The organism is Afipia sp. MLSD5-FHT05B12, from assembly GCF_058793355.1.
In genome coordinates, this window is the sequence record NZ_JBXAFS010000013.1 from 1 (window position 1) to 18,572 (window position 18,572).

19 protein-coding genes and 1 tRNA gene are annotated in these 18,572 nt (G+C 61.7%); 9 read left to right on the forward strand and 11 right to left on the reverse strand.

Annotated features, from left to right (window positions below; genetic code table 11):
* Positions 1-102: 102 nt before the first annotated feature.
* The 3 genes from AC1Q6J_RS16425 to efp form a co-directional block, all read right to left on the reverse strand.
* Positions 103-1,341: a lytic murein transglycosylase gene (locus tag AC1Q6J_RS16425; protein WP_492280286.1), complete on the reverse strand. Its 1,239-nt coding sequence runs from the start codon at positions 1,339-1,341 to the stop codon at positions 103-105.
* 128 nt (positions 1,342-1,469) lie between these two features.
* Positions 1,470-3,182, reverse strand: a complete 1,713-nt coding sequence (locus AC1Q6J_RS16430) for a M23 family peptidase (protein WP_492280287.1) — start codon at positions 3,180-3,182, stop codon at positions 1,470-1,472.
* Between the two features lie 22 nt (positions 3,183-3,204).
* Complete coding sequence (gene efp / locus AC1Q6J_RS16435; protein WP_492280288.1) at positions 3,205-3,771, reverse strand: elongation factor P; 567 nt, start codon at positions 3,769-3,771, stop codon at positions 3,205-3,207.
* Between the two features lie 138 nt (positions 3,772-3,909).
* Here efp and epmA point away from each other — a divergent pair, with 138 nt between their 5' ends.
* From epmA to AC1Q6J_RS16450, 3 genes are all read left to right on the forward strand, one after another.
* Complete coding sequence (gene epmA / locus AC1Q6J_RS16440; protein WP_492280289.1) at positions 3,910-4,962, forward strand: EF-P lysine aminoacylase EpmA; 1,053 nt, start codon at positions 3,910-3,912, stop codon at positions 4,960-4,962.
* On the forward strand, positions 4,959-6,029 hold the full coding sequence (locus tag AC1Q6J_RS16445; RefSeq protein ID WP_492280290.1) for a lysine-2,3-aminomutase-like protein: 1,071 nt from the start codon (positions 4,959-4,961) through the stop codon (positions 6,027-6,029). The genes epmA and AC1Q6J_RS16445 overlap by 4 nt, the downstream gene beginning before the upstream one ends.
* A 400-nt stretch (positions 6,030-6,429) precedes the next feature.
* Complete coding sequence (locus tag AC1Q6J_RS16450; protein ID WP_492280291.1) at positions 6,430-6,687, forward strand: hypothetical protein; 258 nt, start codon at positions 6,430-6,432, stop codon at positions 6,685-6,687.
* A gap of 21 nt (positions 6,688-6,708) precedes the next feature.
* Here AC1Q6J_RS16450 and AC1Q6J_RS16455 read toward each other — a convergent pair whose 3' ends face one another.
* From AC1Q6J_RS16455 to AC1Q6J_RS16465, 3 genes are all read right to left on the reverse strand, one after another.
* Positions 6,709-7,281: an HdeD family acid-resistance protein gene (locus tag AC1Q6J_RS16455; RefSeq protein ID WP_492280292.1), complete on the reverse strand. Its 573-nt coding sequence runs from the start codon at positions 7,279-7,281 to the stop codon at positions 6,709-6,711.
* 88 nt (positions 7,282-7,369) lie between these two features.
* Complete coding sequence (locus AC1Q6J_RS16460) at positions 7,370-8,143, reverse strand: cyclase family protein (protein WP_492280293.1); 774 nt, start codon at positions 8,141-8,143, stop codon at positions 7,370-7,372.
* A gap of 98 nt (positions 8,144-8,241) precedes the next feature.
* A tRNA-Glu gene (locus tag AC1Q6J_RS16465) sits at positions 8,242-8,316 on the reverse strand.
* A 641-nt stretch (positions 8,317-8,957) separates the two neighbouring features.
* Here AC1Q6J_RS16465 and paaX point away from each other — a divergent pair.
* The 6 genes from paaX (at position 8,958) to paaE (ending at position 13,768) form a co-directional block, all read left to right on the forward strand.
* Positions 8,958-9,851: a phenylacetic acid degradation operon negative regulatory protein PaaX gene (gene paaX, locus AC1Q6J_RS16470; protein WP_492280294.1), complete on the forward strand. Its 894-nt coding sequence runs from the start codon at positions 8,958-8,960 to the stop codon at positions 9,849-9,851.
* Between the two features lie 57 nt (positions 9,852-9,908).
* Positions 9,909-10,901 carry a 1,2-phenylacetyl-CoA epoxidase subunit PaaA gene (paaA, locus tag AC1Q6J_RS16475; RefSeq protein WP_492280295.1) on the forward strand — a complete coding sequence of 331 codons (993 nt, stop codon included), beginning with the start codon at positions 9,909-9,911 and terminating at the stop codon, positions 10,899-10,901.
* Positions 10,902-10,918: 17 nt separating this feature from the next.
* Positions 10,919-11,206: a 1,2-phenylacetyl-CoA epoxidase subunit PaaB gene (gene paaB / locus AC1Q6J_RS16480; protein WP_492280296.1), complete on the forward strand. Its 288-nt coding sequence runs from the start codon at positions 10,919-10,921 to the stop codon at positions 11,204-11,206.
* Between the two features lie 141 nt (positions 11,207-11,347).
* Positions 11,348-12,124: a 1,2-phenylacetyl-CoA epoxidase subunit PaaC gene (gene paaC / locus AC1Q6J_RS16485; RefSeq protein ID WP_492280297.1), complete on the forward strand. Its 777-nt coding sequence runs from the start codon at positions 11,348-11,350 to the stop codon at positions 12,122-12,124.
* Positions 12,118-12,621 carry a 1,2-phenylacetyl-CoA epoxidase subunit PaaD gene (paaD, locus tag AC1Q6J_RS16490; protein ID WP_492280298.1) on the forward strand — a complete coding sequence of 168 codons (504 nt, stop codon included), beginning with the start codon at positions 12,118-12,120 and terminating at the stop codon, positions 12,619-12,621. The genes paaC and paaD overlap by 7 nt, the downstream gene beginning before the upstream one ends.
* 67 nt (positions 12,622-12,688) lie before the next feature.
* Positions 12,689-13,768, forward strand: a complete 1,080-nt coding sequence (gene paaE, locus AC1Q6J_RS16495; RefSeq protein WP_492280299.1) for a 1,2-phenylacetyl-CoA epoxidase subunit PaaE — start codon at positions 12,689-12,691, stop codon at positions 13,766-13,768.
* On the opposite strand, the gene AC1Q6J_RS16500 is transcribed toward paaE, so the two are convergent.
* From AC1Q6J_RS16500 to AC1Q6J_RS16520, 5 genes are read right to left on the reverse strand one after another with little or no spacing between them, the layout of a single operon-like run.
* Complete coding sequence (locus tag AC1Q6J_RS16500; protein ID WP_492280300.1) at positions 13,769-14,194, reverse strand: PaaI family thioesterase; 426 nt, start codon at positions 14,192-14,194, stop codon at positions 13,769-13,771.
* A gap of 23 nt (positions 14,195-14,217) precedes the next feature.
* Complete coding sequence (locus tag AC1Q6J_RS16505; RefSeq protein ID WP_492280385.1) at positions 14,218-15,453, reverse strand: cytochrome P450; 1,236 nt, start codon at positions 15,451-15,453, stop codon at positions 14,218-14,220.
* A 55-nt stretch (positions 15,454-15,508) separates the two neighbouring features.
* Complete coding sequence (locus AC1Q6J_RS16510; protein ID WP_492280301.1) at positions 15,509-15,814, reverse strand: EthD family reductase; 306 nt, start codon at positions 15,812-15,814, stop codon at positions 15,509-15,511.
* A gap of 29 nt (positions 15,815-15,843) precedes the next feature.
* Positions 15,844-17,877 (reverse strand): phenylacetic acid degradation bifunctional protein PaaZ, encoded by a 2,034-nt coding sequence (paaZ, locus tag AC1Q6J_RS16515; RefSeq protein WP_492280302.1) that lies wholly within the window; start codon positions 17,875-17,877, stop codon positions 15,844-15,846.
* Between the two features lie 43 nt (positions 17,878-17,920).
* Positions 17,921-18,556: a TetR/AcrR family transcriptional regulator gene (locus AC1Q6J_RS16520; protein ID WP_492280303.1), complete on the reverse strand. Its 636-nt coding sequence runs from the start codon at positions 18,554-18,556 to the stop codon at positions 17,921-17,923.
* Positions 18,557-18,572 lie beyond the last annotated feature (16 nt).

Below are 18,572 nucleotides of genomic sequence, written 5' to 3' on the forward strand. Positions count from 1 at the left end.
GCGCTTCGCGCGCCCCGGAACGACGGAGGGAGGAAATCGCGCTGCCGGTCAGGCTTCGGCGCATCCCGGAATGACGGCTGACCTTGCATGCAATGACGGCGACTACGCTCCCTGCCGCAGCCGGGCCAGCACCTTCAGCCCCGCGTAGCCATCCGCAGGCAGCAGTCCCGTTTTGGTCTGGAAATCCTTGACCGCCTTCATGGTGTCGTTGCCGACACGGCCATCGGTGCCGCCGGTGTCGAATCCGGCTTTGGTCAGGCGAGTCTGCACTTCCTGGATTTCCGCGAGCGTGAGTGCGCGTTCCGATCCGGGGAAGGGCTGCACGAATGGCCCGCCGCCGAGAATGCGATCGCCGAGATGCACGATGGCGAGCGCGTAGTTCATCGACGGGTTGTAGCTTTTCACCGCGTAGAAGTTCGGGCCCAGCAGGAACGACGGGCCGCCCTGCACGGGCACCCACAATTGCGCCATGTCGTTGGGGCGCGGAAACGGCTGGCCGTCGGCGCGGGTCACGCCTGAAGCCGCCCATTTCGCATAAGACTGGTTGCCGCTTTTGGATGCTGTCGCGCCTTTCACCTCGTAGCCCCAATGCTCGCCCCGGCGGTACTTGCCGCGGTTGACGAGATAGCGCGCGCTGGAGCCGAGGGCGTCGTCAGGGCGGCCAAACGGCGAGACCCGTCCATCGCCGTCATAGTCGAAGCCAACATTGAGCCAGACTTCCGGCATCCACTGGGTATGACCCATCGCGCCGGCCCATGAGCCGCGCATTTCCTCCGGCGTGCTCCAGTGCTTGTCGACGATGCGCAGCGCGTTGATCAGTTCGGTTTCCCAATAGGCCTTGCGGCGAGGCTCGTTCCACGCCAGCGCCACCAGCGACGGAAACACCGGGCGCATATGGTTCTGCTGCACCAGCGGATCGCCGTATGCGGTCTCGACCCCCCACAGCGCCAGCAGCGTACCGCGTTCGACGCCAAAATCCTTTTCAATGCGTGCGAACAGCGCGCTGTATTTCTGAAGCGCCACCTTTCCGGCGGCCAGACGCCAGTCCGAAACGCGGCGGTTGATATACTGCCAGAGCTGTTCGTTGAACTCCGGCTGCTTGCGCATTTTCGCGAACACGCTCATGTCGGGCTCGATGCGGCTCAGCACGCGAATGTAGGTGCCCTCTGAAATCCCGCGCGCCAGGGCGCGGGCGCGAAAGCCCTCGCGCCATTGATCGAAACCGGGAGGGGCCGCGAGCGCGCGGAGCGGACTGGCCATCAGCGCGCCGGCGCCAATTGCGGAGCCGAGCAGCGTTCGTCGTGTGAGGGAGATTGCGTCCGGAGAATCTTTCTGCGTCATGCGGCCAGTCTAGCGCGGCTTTGCTGATGGGGCCAAAGGCCAATCTGCCGCGGAACGTCCGGGCATGATCTTTTCCGAAAACTGGTTCCCACTTTGCGCTAACGCGGCCCTTCGGGTCGGATCATGCCTTAGCGGCCTTCGCCTTCCTTGACGGCATTTGCCGGAAGCTCCGCAGGCGGCAGGGCATGCGCCATCGCCGGTGCTTCGGGCGGCGGCTGGATATATTCGCGGCCACGCCCGCCGATCAGGCGCTCGTAGGACGAGATCAGCGTGACGTAGGGATTGACCCAGAGCCAGCCGTCGCGCGTGAACACCTGCACGTCGAAATGCAGATGGTTCGTCGTTCCGCCAGCGCGATCCTGATAGTTCGAGACCACGCCGATCTTTTCGCCTTCGGTGACCCGCCGTCCGTGAAGGACGCCGTCCGCATCGAGGCGGGCCGGGTTCATGTGCATGTAACGAAAACGGATGTGTTCATTGCGCGTGTTCACCAGCAGGAACGCAGCCTGTTGCCTGGGCGACCTGATCAGCACACCGTCGCGGACCGCGACAGTCGCATACAGATCGGGAACGCAGCGGTCGGCGCCATCGTTGCGCAGGTGACAGGACGAGGGGCGGATATCCTGTCCCTGATGACCCATGCCGTTCGCGCACTGTCCGACTTCGAAGTCGCGTGTCTCGCAAAAATTATCCTGCCAGGGATAGCTGTAGTTTTCCCTGGCTGATTCATCGAACACGAGCGGCTTGTCATTGCGCTTGCAGCGGTACTGGTCGCCCTTGGTTGGTGCAAATGAGACGCGGCCTGTGAGATTGCAGTCGCCCCAGTTCATGAATGATTGCGAATTGGCGAACGCCGGAGCCTTTTCAATCGGAAATCGGATCTGCGAGTAAACGGTAAAGTCCTGATAGCCGCCTTGCCCGCGATAGCCGCTGTTGGCGATGATCTCGCCCGGCGGCCGATAGGTGAAATTGCCATCGTATTCGATCGGACGCTCCGAGGCATATGAGGCGATGTTCGGGCGGGAATCGCGGGGCGTGCCGCCGGCCACCCGCAATGCCTTCAGGAATTGTTCGGCGACCGGCGAGGCCTCACGGCAGGAGAGGCGTCTGCTGCGCGCAACGCTGTCGAGACATTGAATGGAAACCACGTAGGGGACGCCGAAGCGCGTGAACGCGTAACGCACGTAGCCTTCGCGGATCACGCGACGCAGGTTCGGATATTGCGTGGCCAGTGATTTGACCGGCTCGCCTTTTCCAGCGAGCGGATCCCTGATGTCGTAGGTCAGCAGCGATGCGGTGATCTGGACCTCGACGGGCTCCAGATAGACTCGAGACGGCATGTTGTCGCCTGCGCCCCGGTCAAGCAGGAAGACGGCGTCGTAGCCTGCTGATCCGGCTTCGAACATGCTGGCGGCGCGAAACCCGGCTTGATACCGCGGGATGAGAAGATTGATCGCGCCGCTTTGGCGATCGGCCAGGTAGAGGGCGCTGTCGAACGGCAACAGCACCGGGACGGGGCTGATTTCAATTCCGGAGAAAATCGGCGATGTCACCGCATTGATCTGCGAGACCGCCGTGATGCGCCGCGCGTTGTATCGGGATAGCTGGTTCCGGGACGGGAAGTTGAAATTGCCCGCAGCCAGCGGCTGCGAATCGATTTCGGTTCGGAGCTGATTGACGGCGGCGGGCCAGTCCGGTGTGACGGCCGAAATCGCCGGTGTCCTGAATTCGGCGGCGCGAGCAGGCTGGGCGAGGAGGCACAGCGAGGCAACGGACAGGAAACAGCACCAGAGCTTCGCCGATGCCTTCCTTCTGCCGTTAGCTGCCCGCGCTGCCCTCAATATATCCTCGCGAGATATGCCCTTAGTCCTTGGCGCGCTCGACGTAAGAACCGTCTTCCGTCAGGACGACGATGCGCGTTCCCGTGCCGATGTGCGGCGGAACGCCGGTGCGGACGCCATTGGAAAGAATCGCGGGCTTGTAAGACGAGGACGCGGTCTGGCCCTTGGTCACCGGCTCGGTCTCGACGACCTCAAGCGTGACACGCTGCGGCAGCACAATCGCGACAGCGTTGCCCTCGAAGATCGAAAGCTTCACGGTCATGTTTTCCTGCAGATAGGGAGCCTGCGTGCCGACCACGTCCTTCGGAACCAGGAGCTGGTCGTAGTTCTCGTTGTTCATGAAATGGAAGCCGTCGCCGTCTTCGTAAAGATAATTGAAGTCACGGTCTTCGACGAACGCGCGCTCGACCTGATCGGTGGTCTTGTAGCGCTCGGAGACCTTGGTGCCGTCGCTGATTCGGCGCATTTCGATCTGGCTGACCGGGGTTCCCTTGCCGGGATGGATGTTCTCCGCGCTCAGAACGACATATAGCTTGCCGTCCTGCTCAATGATGTTGCCCTTGCGGATCGAACTGGCGATGACTTTCACAGATAGGTTTCCTAATGTTCAGGGCCGGTCGCGGCGCCGATACGGCGCTTCGGGGTCCGGCAAGGCAGTTTCGGGCCGCAACATAACGATTTGGACCGGTAAAGCCAGCATTTTGCTGCTGAATCGGGCTTTTCGCCCATGAGTATGGACCAGGATTTCTCGCCCTGGTGGACGCCTGGCCGCCATACGGACCGCAAGCCGTTTTTGCAGGCGCGGAGCGCGATTTCCCGTGCCTTGCGGGACTGGTTCGAGGACGAGGGATTCGTGGAGGTCGAAACCGGAATCCTGCAAAAATCGCCCGGGAACGAGACCCATCTTCATGCCCCGGCAGCCGATCTGACCTCGGCGTCCGGCGAGAAGTCCAGGTACTTCCTTCGGACGTCGCCCGAATTCGCCTGCAAGAAGCTGCTGGCGGCGGGGGAGAAGCAGATCGTGGAGTTCGCCCGGGTGTTCCGGGATCGCGAGCGCGGTCCGCTGCATCTGCCGGAATTCACCATGCTGGAATGGTACCGCGCCAATGAAGGCTATGAGGCGGTGATGGCCGACACCGTGGTCGTCATCGCGCATGCTGCCCAAACCACCGGGATCGGGACGTTCTCGTTCAGGGGAAAGGTGGTCGACCCGTTTGCCGAACCGGATCTGCTCACCGTCGCCGATGCGTTTGCGCGCTTTGCCTCCATCGATCTGCTTGCGACGATTCCGGAGGGACGAGCCGACCGCGAGGCGCTTGCAGCGGCAGCGGCGGGCTGCGTCCGTGTCACCGATGACGACACCTGGTCCGACATCTTCAGCAAGGTTCTGGTCGAACACGTCGAGCCAAATCTGGGGCAGGGCCGTTTGACCATTCTCTATGAGTATCCTGCGCCGGAATCCGCGCTGGCGCGCGCCAAGCCGTCGGACCCGCGCGTCGCGGAGCGATTTGAGGTTTATGCCTGTGGTGTGGAGCTGGCGAACGGCTTCGGCGAACTGATCGATGCGCAGGAGCAGCGATTGCGATTCACACAGGCGATGGATGAGAAGGAGCGGCGCTACGGCGAACGCTATCCGCTCGATGAGGAGTTTCTGGCCGCGATGACGCAGATGCCGGAGGCTTGCGGCGTGGCGCTGGGCTTCGATCGCCTGGTGATGCTGGCGAGCGGGGCAACCCGGATCGATCAGGTGGTGTGGACGCCGCGGGAAGGTGACGCATGACCCGGCGCGCTACCGCGACATTGCGAACTCCCGTCGAATTGCTCGGGCATGGCCTTGCGTTGCCCGAAAATCTTTCCGTGCTGGAAAAAGTTGCCGCGCGTTACGCGATCGCAGTGACACCCGATGTCGCCGCGCTGATTGACGCCTCGGACCCGAACGATCCCATCGCGCGCCAGTATGTTCCGTCCGCCGATGAACTGGTCAGGCACCCGAGCGAAAACGCCGATCCGATCGGCGATCATGCGCATTCGCCGGTCAGCGGCATCGTGCATCGCTATCCGGATCGGGTGCTGTTCAAGCTGGTGCATGTCTGCGCGGTCTACTGCCGGTTCTGCTTCCGCCGCGAAATGGTGGGGCCGGGGAAGGAGACCGCTCTTTCCGATGAGGTTTATTCAAAGGCGCTGGATTACATCCGTGCCCATCCGGAGGTCTGGGAGGTGATCCTGACCGGCGGTGATCCGCTGATGCTGTCGGCGCGGCGGCTGAAGGAAATCATGGCCGATCTCGCTGCCATCGATCACGTCAAGATCATCCGCCTTCACACCCGCGTGCCGGTCGCCGATCCGGCAAGGGTGACCGATGAGACAGTTGCTGCGCTGAGGGTGACGGGCGCGACGACATGGGTGGCGCTGCATGCCAATCATCCGCGTGAACTGACGGCGGATGCGCGCGCTGCCTGCGCGCGAATGATCGACGCCGGCATTCCGATGGTCAGCCAGTCGGTCCTGTTGCGCGGTGTGAACGACGATACGGCGACGCTGGAGGCGCTGATGCGGGGCTTTGTCGAATGCCGCATCAAGCCATATTACCTGCATCACGGCGATCTTGCGCCGGGAACGGCTCATCTTCGCACCACACTTGAAGAAGGGCAGAAGCTGATGCTGTCGCTGCGGGGGCGCGTGTCGGGTTTATGTCAGCCCGACTACGTCCTCGATATTCCCGGCGGTCACGGCAAGGCGCCGATAGGACCACAATACCTGTCACGGACAGATGAAGGCGGGCACGACCAGCGGTATCGTATCGCCGATTACTGCGGCGACGTTCACCTCTATCCGCCAGCGGAATAGAATCTCCGGCGATGACCGAGCCTGCCCCCCCGGCAATCGCGCCGTCGAAAACGCGGTGATGCTCGGCTTTTTCGTCGTGCTGGTGGCCGCAGGTATCTGGCTGCTAGTGATCCGGTTCTGACATTCGTATCATATCTTTCGCAGGCACTTTTACGAATGTCAGAACCAAAGGATCACTAGAATTATAATTTTCTAGTGTCCTTTCGTATCCGACGTTCGCTCGGAAGGCGCTGCAAAGTAAAGCGAACGTCGGATACGGGACACTAGGATCGATGGCGGACGTTCGCAAGACACAGGATTGTGCAGCGCAGGGCAGACGTAACTGCGGAACGATAGAAAACCCGGGCAGTTCCCGCTAGACTACGCGCACGCCGAGGAATCGTACTGGTGGAGGTGTGACATGAAAAAATCCATCCCAATTGCAATGATGGTTGTTCTGCTGAGCGCGTCAGGTGTACTGGCTCAGAGCAAGAGCGGCACGTCAGGTCCGTCCAATCCGTCAGCGACGACGAATTCAGGCAACATTCCCAACGCGCCGGTCGGACACCGTCAGCCGCGGGCCAGCGATGTTCCGTCCGCGCAGGAAAAAAACTATACGGAATCGGCCGAAGACAAGGCGCTCGATCGCAAGATCAGGAGCATTTGCAGAGGCTGCTGAACTCAGCAGCCCCAAAAAGCATCACGTATTTTTCGCGGCGAGCGCCATCCCGATCAGGGATGTGCCGCCGAAGACGAGATTGATGCCAACCAGCAGTCCGATCGCCCATGCGGCCGAGCCGGGAAGCCCGGCGATGATCAGCGCGGCGACCACCAGATCAACGATACCCGATACAAGCAGCCATCCCCAGCGCCCGGACAATTCCTGCCGGTGGGCGAGGGCATACATGATGGTGGTGATGCCCTCTGCGATGAAATAGGCGCTGACCACGAGAGTAAGTGTCAGCGTTCCTGCGATGGGCTGAACAATCAGGATGATGCCCGCGACAAGCGCAAGGACCGCGGACAGCAGCGACCACCAGAAGCCGGGCATGTCGCGTGTGGTGAGCGTCATATAAAGACCCACGGCGCCGCTGATCAAAAACAGCCAGCCAAGGAAGATCGTGACTGCGATGCTGGCGATAAGCGGGATCGCTATCGCCGCCATTCCCAAAATCACCAGCACGATGCCTTCGATCAGGAAGGCTTTCCAGTTCGCTTTGACGGCTTCCCTCATCTGCGATTGGAGCCGGGCGGCGTCTTGAGGCATCGTCATTGATGATCTCCATTTCCTGATCCGGCATTGCCGGTTCGCGTGAGACTAGTCCCGCGGCGGGCTGGTTGTTAAGAGCCTTTCGTTTCAATCAATTCAGAATAGCCACCGCGCGCGTCCAGCCAGCGGATGCGCGTTCGATTTTCACCGGGAAGCAGGACACGGTGAACCCTGTCGCGGGCAATTGTTCTAAATTGTGAAGTTTTTCGATGTGACAATAGCCGATGTGGCGGCCTGCCTTGTGGCCTTCCCAGATCAGGCTGGCATCCTTTGTCTCGGCGTATTTCTTCGCGGTGTAGACGAACGGCGCATCCCAGCTCCAGCCGTCGATGCCGGTGAGGCGCACGCCGCGTTCCAGCAGGTACATCGTCGCCTCGTAGCCCATCCCGCAGCCCGACGTGACGTAATCCTGCTGTCCGTACTTCACACCCGCGCTGGTGTTGACCACGACGATCTCAAGCGGCTTCAGGGTGTGCCCGATGCGTTTCAGTTCGTTCTCGACATCGGCCGCGGTGGCGACATAGCCGTCGGGGAGATGCCGGAAATCGAGTTTGACGCCGGGCTGAAAGCACCATTCCAGCGGCACCTCATCGATGGTCCACGAGCGTTCGCCGCGGTTCATGGTGGGATGAAAGTGATAGGGCGCGTCGAGATGCGTGCCGTTGTGCGTCGAGAGGTTGACCTGTTCGACGGCCCAGCCCTGACCGTCGGGGAGGTCTTCCTTTTTCAATCCGTCGAAGAATTGCAGCATGCGCGGCAATCCCTGCTGGTGATCGATGTACTGGATGGTCGGGTGACCGCCTGGGGGATCCGCAGGCACGTCGTTTTGCAGGGGGACGGAAATGTCGATCAGCTTGCGGGTCATGCGTCGGGCTCCGGCGTCCTAGCCCATTGCGGGCCGTAGGTCCAGAGAGTGTGCATGAAGTTTACGCACAGCGCTCAACATCTTGAGCTGAATTGGGGTGGCGCTCCCTAGCGGAATCGAACCGCTCTCTCCACCGTGAAAGGGTGGCGTCCTAACCGATAGACGAAGGGAGCTTTAAGCGCGTGAAATCAATATCTTAGTGTTGTTTTCCGCGGCTTCGGCCCTCAGCCCCAAGGGGTGATTTGGCCGACGCGGGGGAACGTATAATGACGTTTCGCCACTGCGGCAAGCCGCCAGATGCCCGTTGTTATGATCCCTGTGCAGACTGGCGGCCGCTGCGCAAAACATTTGATATTGCGAAATTCAGTTAGCTACGGAACCCTTCGTCGTGCCCGCCATTGTCTCGTTTAGGGAGGCTTCATTGGAGGCTGTGATGGCTGACCATTGGCAACAAATCCATACAAGTCCGGCAGACCATATCGGTACCCCGGGTCTCGAGGACGCCGCCTATGTCGCTAGCTGGGCGCTGAGCTGCGCTGCGGTATTGGGAGTCGTCCTGCTGGTTTGGCATTTCCACATCTGACCGCTTCCCGCAGCCATCATCCGCCTGGCGCGCTGCATGCGCGTGCCTGAGCGTGAGTTAATATTTTGGATGAAGTTGCTCATCCATCAGATTGAGATCGATTTCCAAGGCTTTTTAATTTCGAAGGCTCTTTAATTCTTAGGCTTCTTGAAGTTGTTCTTTCGAGGTCGGGCGGGTGTAGTCTGTATCCGGGGCTCGTCGGCGGGATGGAATGCATTATGCTGCGCCTCCATGAGTCACCCGTCGCTCTCCCGTATCGTCAGCCGGTTCAAACGTGAGCCTTCGCGCACCGGCTCGCTCATCATCACATTCTATGGCGACGCCATTTTGCCGCGCGGCGGATCGGTGTGGCTTGGAACATTGCTCCAGTTCCTGGACATGCTGGGGACCGATGGCGGCGTGGTCCGGACGGCCGTGTCCCGTCTTGCCGCTGACGGCTGGCTGGATCGGGACAAGGTGGGGCGGAAGAGTTTCTACAAGCTTGCAAAAAGTGGCCGCGAGCGTTTCGAAACAGCCGTCGAGCACGTCTACAATCCGCATCCGTCGAATTGGGCGGGGCGCTTCGAGCTTCTGCTGATCGGCAACGGCGCCGACCGTGAGGCGTCGCGGGCGGCATTGAGCGAAGCTGGTTTCGGAAGTCCGATGCCGGGCGTGTGGGTCGCGCCGTCCGATGTTCCCGTGCCGTCGATCGCCGAAGGGGCGATCCGGCTGGAAGTGTCCGCCGACGACGTCATGGGGCGGCAACTGGCGGCCGCGAGCTGGTCGCTGGAGCGGACCGCGGAATCGTATCGCGAATTCATAAAGACCTTTGCGCCGCTCGAAGGCTGGATCAGTGACTCCGACAAGGGGTCTCCCGCGGACGCCATCCTCGCGCGGATACTTTTGATCCATCACTACCGGCGGGTGATCCTCCGCGATCCGCTGCTTCCGGCAGGGCTGTTGCCGCCCGCGTGGCCGGCCCTTGAGGCGCGCCAGCTTTGTGCCCGGCTTTATCAGGCCCTTCTGCCGGCTTCCGAATCCTGGCTGGACGCCCACGGAGAAAGCGCCACCGGGCCGCTGCGGTCCCCGGGCCCGGAACTCCGCCGCAGGTTCGCTGACGTGCAGCGCAACATGTTACAAAAATAGCTTGTCAGTGTAAATTTCTGTTATATATCTTCCGGTGACTCCCGGGAGAGAATGGCGATGTACACGCAGGCACTCAACACATCGGAAGCCGAAGTCGTTCACGTCGAGGACGCGGAACGCGCTGCGCACTTCCAGGCGCGCATTGATGCCGACGATCGCATCGAGCCGAATGACTGGATGCCTGCCGCGTATCGCAAGACATTGACGCGCCAGATTTCCCAGCATGCCCATTCGGAAATTGTCGGGATGCTGCCGGAAGGCAACTGGATCACCCGCGCGCCGACGCTGCGCCGCAAGGCCGCGCTGTTGGCCAAGGTTCAGGACGAGTGCGGTCACGGGCTCTATCTTTATGCGGCGGCGGAAACGCTCGGCTCGTCGCGCGAAGAGCTTGTCGATGCAATGCTGAGCGGCAAGGCGAAGTATTCCTCGATCTTCAATTATCCGACGCCGACCTGGGCCGACATCGGCGCCATCGGCTGGCTGGTCGATGGCGCGGCCATCATGAACCAGATACCGCTGTGCCGCTGTTCATACGGCCCCTATGCGCGCGCGATGATTCGCGTCTGCAAGGAGGAGTCGTTCCATCAGCGCCAGGGCTACGAGATCATGCTGACGCTGTCGCGCGGCACCGAAGAGCAGAAGGCCATGGCGCAGAACGCGCTGGACCGCTGGTGGTGGCCTTGCCTGATGATGTTCGGCCCGCCGGACAGCGTCAGCCAGCACAGCGATCAATCGACCCAGTGGAAGATCAAGCGCTTCTCGAACGACGACCTGCGCCAGAAGTTCGTCGATGCGACCGTCCCGCAGGCACACTATCTCGGTCTCACGATCCCGGACGCCGACCTGAAGTGGAACGAGGCGACGAAGCACTGGGAATACGGTGCGATCGACTGGGACGAATTCAAGCAGGTGCTTGCGGGCAACGGCCCGTGCAACCGTGATCGCATGGCCGCGCGCCGCAAGGCCCACGAGGAGGGCGCGTGGGTGCGTGAAGCCGCGGCCGCGTATGCGGAGAAACAACTGGCGCGCCGCACCGCGGTTGCCGCGTAGATCGGCTGGAGACTGTCATGACCACTCAGAACACGCAGCTTTGGGAAGTTTTCATCCGCAGCCGTAACGGCCTTGCGCACAAGCATGTCGGCTCGCTGCACGCTGCCGACGCGACTCTGGCGATACAGGCTGCCCGCGATATCTACACGCGCCGCGGCGAAGGACTGTCGATCTGGGTCGTGCCATCGAATGCGATCGTCGCGTCCGATCCGTCCGAGAAGGGCATGATGTTCGAGCCGGCGATATCCAAAATCTATCGCCATCCGACATTTTACGATGTGCCGGAAGAAGTCGGCCATATGTGATTTCCATTCACTCGTCGTTCCGGGGCGCGAGTGAAACGAGCGTGCCCGGAATCCATAACCATTGCTCGCACATGGATTCCGGGCCTGCGCCTTTCAGACGCATACCGGAATGACGTCGCGAGTATTGAACGAGTATTGAACATGGCCAGACCTTCCATCAAAGTCACCGAGAGCCCGCTCGTGCTTTACGCGCTGCGCAGGGCCGACGATGCGCTGATCCTCGGGCACCGTGTGTCTGAATGGTGCGGTCACGCTCCGATGATGGAAGAGGACATGGCGCTCGCCAATATGGGCCTCGATCTGATCGGGCAGGCGCGAGAACTCTATACATACGCAGCCAAGGTCGAAGGCGCGGGCAACGACGAGGACAAATACGCATACCTGCGCGACGTGCGGCAGTATCGCAACGTGCTGCTGGTCGAGCAGCCGAACGGCGACTTCGCCCGCACCATTGCGCGGCAGTTCCTTTATTCCGCGTTCGCCGATCCCTATTGGCGCGCGATGATGAAATCCAGGGATGCGACGCTGGCGGCGATTGCCGCGAAATCCGAGAAGGAAAGTGCCTACCATCTGCGGCACACTTCGGAATGGATGATTCGGCTCGGCGACGGCACGGAAGAAAGCCATCGGCGCGCGCAAACCGCGATCGACGATCTTTGGGCCTTCACCGGAGAGTTGTTTCATGCCGACCAGAGCGATGCGGGGTTGATCTCCTCCCGGATTGCGATCGACCCGGAAACGCTGCGCGGCGTCTGGATGGAGACCGTCTCCAATGTTCTGGGCGTGGCGACGCTGAAGCGTCCGTCGAGCGACTGGATGCAGAAGGGCGGCCGCTCCGGCAGCCACACCGAACATCTCGGGCATCTGCTCAGCGAACTGCAATCGATGCAGCGAACCTTTCCGGACGCGACATGGTAACCGGCAGCACCAGTACGCAGGATCTTCGCCAGACCGCCTGGAATGCGGCGGCGCAGGTGGTTGATCCGGAAATTCCGGTGCTGACCATCGCCGATCTCGGCGTGCTGCGCGACGTGACCGTGACCGACGGCGCGGTGGAGGTTGCGATCACACCGACCTATTCCGGCTGCCCCGCGATGAACATGATCGCGCTGGAAATCGAACTGGCGCTGGAGCGCGAAGGTATCCGCAATCCCAGGGTGCGCACGGTGCTGTCGCCGGCCTGGACCACGGACTGGATGAGCGAGCAGGGCCGCCGGAAACTGAAAGAGTACGGCATCGCGCCACCGCAGGCGGGCAGTGGACGCCGCGCGCTGTTTGGCGGGCAGGAAGTCGCCTGTCCGCAGTGCGGATCGGTGAATACCGAAGTTCTTTCCGAATTCGGCTCGACGTCGTGCAAGGCGCTATGGCGCTGCAAGGCGTGCCGTGAGCCGTTCGACTATTTCAAGTGCCATTAGGTGTGTTCCCGTAAAGCGGAAACCGGTTTCCGGATCAGATCACGCCCAGAAAATAGAGCCGTCAGCCATGTCGCACGTTCCAAAATTTCACCGTCTCGCCATTGACGATCTGCGCCGCGAGACCGCCGATGCGGTGTCGATGACGTTCGCCATTCCGGGCGACTTGGCGGACGATTATGCCTTCGCGCCGGGCCAGTACCTGACGCTGCGCACCACGATGGACGGTGAAGAGGTGCGGCGCTCGTATTCGATCTGCTCAAGCCCCGACGATCACGAGTTGCGCATCGCGGTCAAGAAAGTCGATGGCGGCGCGTTCTCAAGCTGGGCGCTGGACGAACTGAAATCCGGTGATGAACTCGATGTGATGACGCCCACCGGCCGTTTCGGTGTTGCGCATGCTCCCGGCGAAGCGCGCGTTCATGTCGGCTTTGCGGCTGGCTCCGGCATCACGCCGATCATGTCCATCGTTCGCGGCATTCTCGCGCGTGAACCGGGCAGCCGCTTTTTCCTGTTCTACGGCAACCGCACGGCCAACGGCATTCTGTTCCGTGAAGCTCTGGAAGAGCTCAAGGACCGATTCATGGGCCGCCTGTCGGTGTTTCATGTGCTGTCGCAGGAGGAGCAGGATTTGCCGATCCTGTACGGCCGGCTCGACCGTCAGAAGGTCGAGGTCTTGCTGCGTTCAATGGTGCCGGCGGCGGCGGTCGATCATGTTTTCGTTTGCGGCCCGGTCGCGATGAGCGAAGAGATCGAGGCGACCTGCATCGATCTCGGTATCCCCAAAGGTCGCGTCCACGTCGAGCGCTTTGTCTCGGAATTCGGCGGCAAGCCGCGGCCGAAGGTTCAGGTCGCGCCGGAGGCGCCGCCCAAGGCGATAGCGTCGCTGATCGTGGACGGCAAGCGCAAGGATGTGCCGATTGCCGATGGCGAGGTCATTCTCGACGCCGCGCTGCGCGCCGGCATGGACCTTCCGTATGCCTGCAAGGGCGGCATGTGCAGCACGTGCCGAGCCAAAATCGTCGAAGGCGAGACGCGCATGGACGTGAACTATTCGCTGGAGCCGTGGGAACTTGAAGCCGGATTCGTGCTGACGTGTCAGGCGCACCCGGTCTCAAGCCGCGTCGTCGTCGATTACGACCAGATGTAGCTACTTGCCTTCACGAAGCAGCGCGTAGGCAGTTTGCGCCATTGCGACGGGCCGCTCGTCATTGTCTGTTCGGATGACAATACTGCCATAAGCCATGGTCTTGCCTATCCGCACGGCCCGCGCCTCCGCCAGAACATCCGCGCGCATGGCGGGACGCATGAAGTGGATCGTCTGGTCCACCGTGGTCATCGGGAAATACTCACCGGCTGCCGAGCAGATCGCGAACACCATCGATGTATCGGCGAGACTCATCAGCGCCTGACCGCAGATAACTCCGTTGTCGCGGCATAGCTTGTCTGAGAAACGCATCCGCAGCACGGCGCTATCTCCCTCGATGCTTTCAATCGAAAGGTCGAGATCCCGCACCCATTGCGCGAAAACGGACGTCAGCAAGGCATCGGCGGCGGATTTGTCGAAAGATGGCATGTGATGTCCTGTAAGGAAACGAGTCAGGTCAGCGTCACCGGAAGTGACGTGAATCCGCGAAAGCGCACGCGCCGCGCCCGATGGGTGTGACCACTCGCTGCGAATTTCGGGAAGCGGGCCAGAAACCGGCCGATGGCGATCCGGCCTTCAAGGCGGGCAAGGGTGAGACCGACGCAGGCATGAGCACCGGACGCGAAAGCAAGATGACGATTGGGCGAGCGTCCGATATCGAGACGCTCCGGCTCTGCGAACACGTCGGGGTCGCGGTTCGCCGCGCCGATGCAGAGCGTAATCAGTGCCCCTTCCGGGATTGCGACGCCGTCGATCTCCATGTCCTGCGTGACGCGGCGGTTACCGAGCTGGTTTGAACTTTCATAGCGCAGGAATTCCTCGACCGCCGCCTTGATCAATGCGGGATCATCGATCAGGCGCTGACGTTGCTCCGGGAAGCGCAGCAGCAACTCCAAACCGTTCCCGATCAGATTGGTCGTCGTCTCATGGCCCGCGTTGAGAATGAAGATGCAATTCTGTAGAAGCTCGATTTCGCTGAGACGTTCGCCGGTCGCTTCGCCTTCGATCAGGCGCGTTAGAACGTCGCGTTCTGCGTCGCCCGGCCGTGCGCGCCGGTCGGCGATCAGGTGGCGCAGGTAGCCGAGAAACTCGCCGACCGCGCGTTCGCCGCGCGTCTGCACGTCCTCCGACAGGAACGGCTCCAGCGCACCGAGGATCGCCAGCGACCAGCCGCGCAGCGGCGCGCGGTCCTCGTGAGGAATGGCGAGCAGGTTGCCGATCACCTCGACCGGGATGGCGGAGGCGAAATCCTCGATCAGGTCAGCACGGCCACGCGCCTGCATATCGTCCAGCAGCCGGTCGACAAGGGCGATCAGGCCCGGCTCCATCCCGGCGATGGCGCGGGGATTGAGCGCGGCGGCGATCAGCCGCCGCACGCGCGTATGCAGCGGCGGGTCATTGAACACGAGGCTCGTGGTGTGATGCTGGAACAGCAGAGAACCGTCGCCGTACTTCGGCGCGAACTCGACCTTCTTGTCGGAGCTGAAGCGTGCCGTATCCTTGTAGATCGCTTCGAGATCGCGGTGACGCGTCAGGAACAGCGATCCGTCCGGCATCCGATGGATCGGGTCGGCGGATTGAAGTGCGCGATAGGTCGGGTAGGGATCGTCGTAAAACGAATCTGGAAGGTCCTTCAGCGAAAAGCCGCGCGCAATCGCAGCATCCTCGCTCGAAACCGGGCGAGGGATGCTCTGATTGTCTGTGCCGGTGTGAACCGTTGACGACACCTGACCGGCTCGGGGCTTAAAACACGACGTCGTTGATCTGCACCACGGCCTGCGCCTTGGTGAAATTAGGAATGTCGGAGAAGATTTCCTTGCCGTGAGCCTTTCCGGCGGACTTGAAGTCGTCCATCGACCCGAAGGTCAGCAGCGCGGTCATCTGGTAGTCGGGCGCGCTGCCGTCCGGCTTCGCCACGCCCTTGATGGCCTGCGCGCTCTTGAGCCCGAGTGGACCCCAGCGGTCTTTCAGAAGCGGCATGTGGGTCTTGAGATAGTAGTCGGTGTCGAATGCTTCGCCGGCCGGATACATCACTGTGACGAGGATCATTGGTTTCTCCTTTTCGTTGTTTTCATGATTTAGGTCTGGGGCCGCACAGCATTCATCGTCAGCAATTCATAAGTCGCCGCGGACTCGTCCTTGTCGGTCAGAATTTCGACATCCCAGCGCACCTCGCCGTACTGCTTGTTGCGCGGCGATTTCTCTTTCGCGGTAAGCCGCACCTTGATCGTCTCGCCGGGCTGTATCGGTTTGATGAAGCGCAGTGAATCGAGGCCGTAGTTGGCCAGCACCGGGCCCGGATCGGGATCGACGAACAATCCCGCGGCGAACGACAGCAGCAGATAGCCGTGCGCGACGCGGCCTGGGAAGAACGGATGACCCTTGGTCGCTTCCTCGTCCATGTGGGCATAGAACGTATCGCCGGTGAAATGCGCGAAATGCTCGATATCCTCCAGCGTGATGGTGCGCTCCTTCGAGTAGAAGGTTTGCCCGACATCCAGATCCTCGAAGTGGAAGCGGAACGGATGCCGGTCCTTCTCGATGACGGGTGCATTCCTGGTCCAGCTGCCGGTCACGCCGGTCAACATGCGAGGCGAGCCCTGGAGCGCGGTGCGCTGCATGTAATGATGGACGCTGCGCACGCCGCCGAGCTCCTCGCCGCCGCCGGCGCGGCCGGGACCGCCGTGAACCATCTGCGGCATCGGTGAGCCGTGACCGGTTTGCTCTTTGGCGCAGTCACGGTCGATCATCACCAGACGCCCGTGGAAGCTGCTGACGCCGAACACAAGATCGGAGGCCACCTTCGGATCGTGGGTGTAAACCGAAGCCACAAGACTTCCGCCGCCGCGGTTGGTGAGTGCAACGGCCTCCTCAAGATCGCTATAACCCATCACGGTGCTGACCGGGCCGAACGCCTCGATCGAATGGACCTTCGTCGCGCGAACAGGATCGGCGCAATGCAGCAGCAGCGGCGGAAGGAATGCGCCGCGCGTGACGTCCGCTCCCTGAATGTCGAAATTGTCGGGATCGCCGGCGACGAGTTGCGCTTCGGTGCGCAATGCCTTGACGTGGGCGAGCACGTCGCGGCGCTGGTCGAGACCGACCACCGGCCCCATGCGCACCGTCTCCAGTTCGGGATTGCCGATCGCAATCTTTGCCAGCCGTTCCCGCAGGGCCTCGATCACAGCTTCCACGCTTTCGGCCGGCGCAAGTGCGCGGCGGATCGCTGTGCATTTCTGTCCCGCCTTGACGGTCATCTCCTTGGCGACTTCCTTGACGAACAGATCGAATTCCGGCGTGCCGGGCTTCGCATCGGGTGCGAGAATGGCCGCGTTGAGCGAGTCCCGCTCGGCGACGAAGCGCACGGCTTCCCTGGCGATCACCGGATGACGTTGCAGCTTTTCCGACGTCTCGGCCGAGCCGGTGAACGACACCACGTCCTGACAGGTGAGATGATCGAACAGGTCGCCGGTGCCGCCGACAATGAACTGAAATGCGCCGTCAGGAAGAATGCCGGATTCCACGATCATGCGCGCGAGCGCGTGCGCCACATAGGACGTGACCGTTGCCGGCTTCGAGACGACGGGGACGCCCGCAAGCAGCGCAGGCGCCAGCTTTTCGAGCATGCCCCAGCAAGGGAAGTTGAAGGCGTTGATGTGAACGGCGACGCCGTGCAGCGACGTGATGATATGCTGCCCGGCAAATGTTCCTGCCTTGCCCATCGGCTCGACAGCGCCATCCAGCAGGAAGGTCGAGTTCGGAAGTTCGCGGCGGCCCTTGCCGGCGTAGACAAACAGCGTGCCGATGCCGCCGTCGACATCGATGAGGTTGTCCGTGCGCGTGGCTCCGGTCTGGAACGACAGCTTGTAGAACTGGTCCTTGCGCTCGGTGAGGTACTGCGCGAGTTTCTTCAGCATGTCGGCACGCTGATGGAAGGTCAGCCGCCTGAGATTCTTGCCGCCGGTATTGCGCGCGTAGCCAAGAATGCCGTGCATATCCAGTCCGCCGCTGGTTGCCTCGGCAACGACATCGCCGCTGACGGCGCTGCGCACCTCGATGAGATCGCGGCCCGGTGCGGCCCATTGTCCGTTGATATAGCTTTCGAGTTTCATGCGATCACTTCGAGGTTGGGTGCTATCGGGCACCGATGAATATTCATTCGGCGGCGGCAGTGCGCTTCGATGTCTTGGGGGAGGGCTTGAGCAGGCTCCGCGCTCCGTCGGAAATCAGCCTCGTGACAATCTCCGCATATTCGTCGCGGCTGACCGAGCCCGTGCTTTTGAACCAGAGGTAGTGCCAGTTCACCATGCCGAACAGCGACATCGTGACGGGCGTGAGCATCTTCGTGCCCTTGAGGTGCGGTGCGACGCCGGCCACCGCCGCCGAAAAGATTCGAACCAGGTCGCGCTCCATGCCCTTGAGTTTGGCCTGGCGCTCCGCGGGCAGAAACCGCATGCTGCTGATCTGCACGTTATGCTGTGAATCGGCGTCCCGGTAGGCCTCCAGCAGCGCGGCAACCAGGCCGCGCAACCTCGCCTCCGGCGCAGCGCCGGAATTATCCGCGGTTTCGACGACTTCGCGGAGTTCCTCGAGATGGAAGCGGATGACGTCGAACAGCAGCCCTTCCTTGTCCTTGTAGTAGTGATAGAGATTGGCCTTGGACACGCCGCAGGCCTCCGCGATCTTGCTCATCGAGGCACGGTCGTAACCGTGCGCCGAGAAAAGCTCCGCGGAGCGATCGAGGATCGCCTGTCGTTTGTCGTCGTAATCGTTGGCGCGGCTGCGTGCCATGAGACGCTCTATTCCC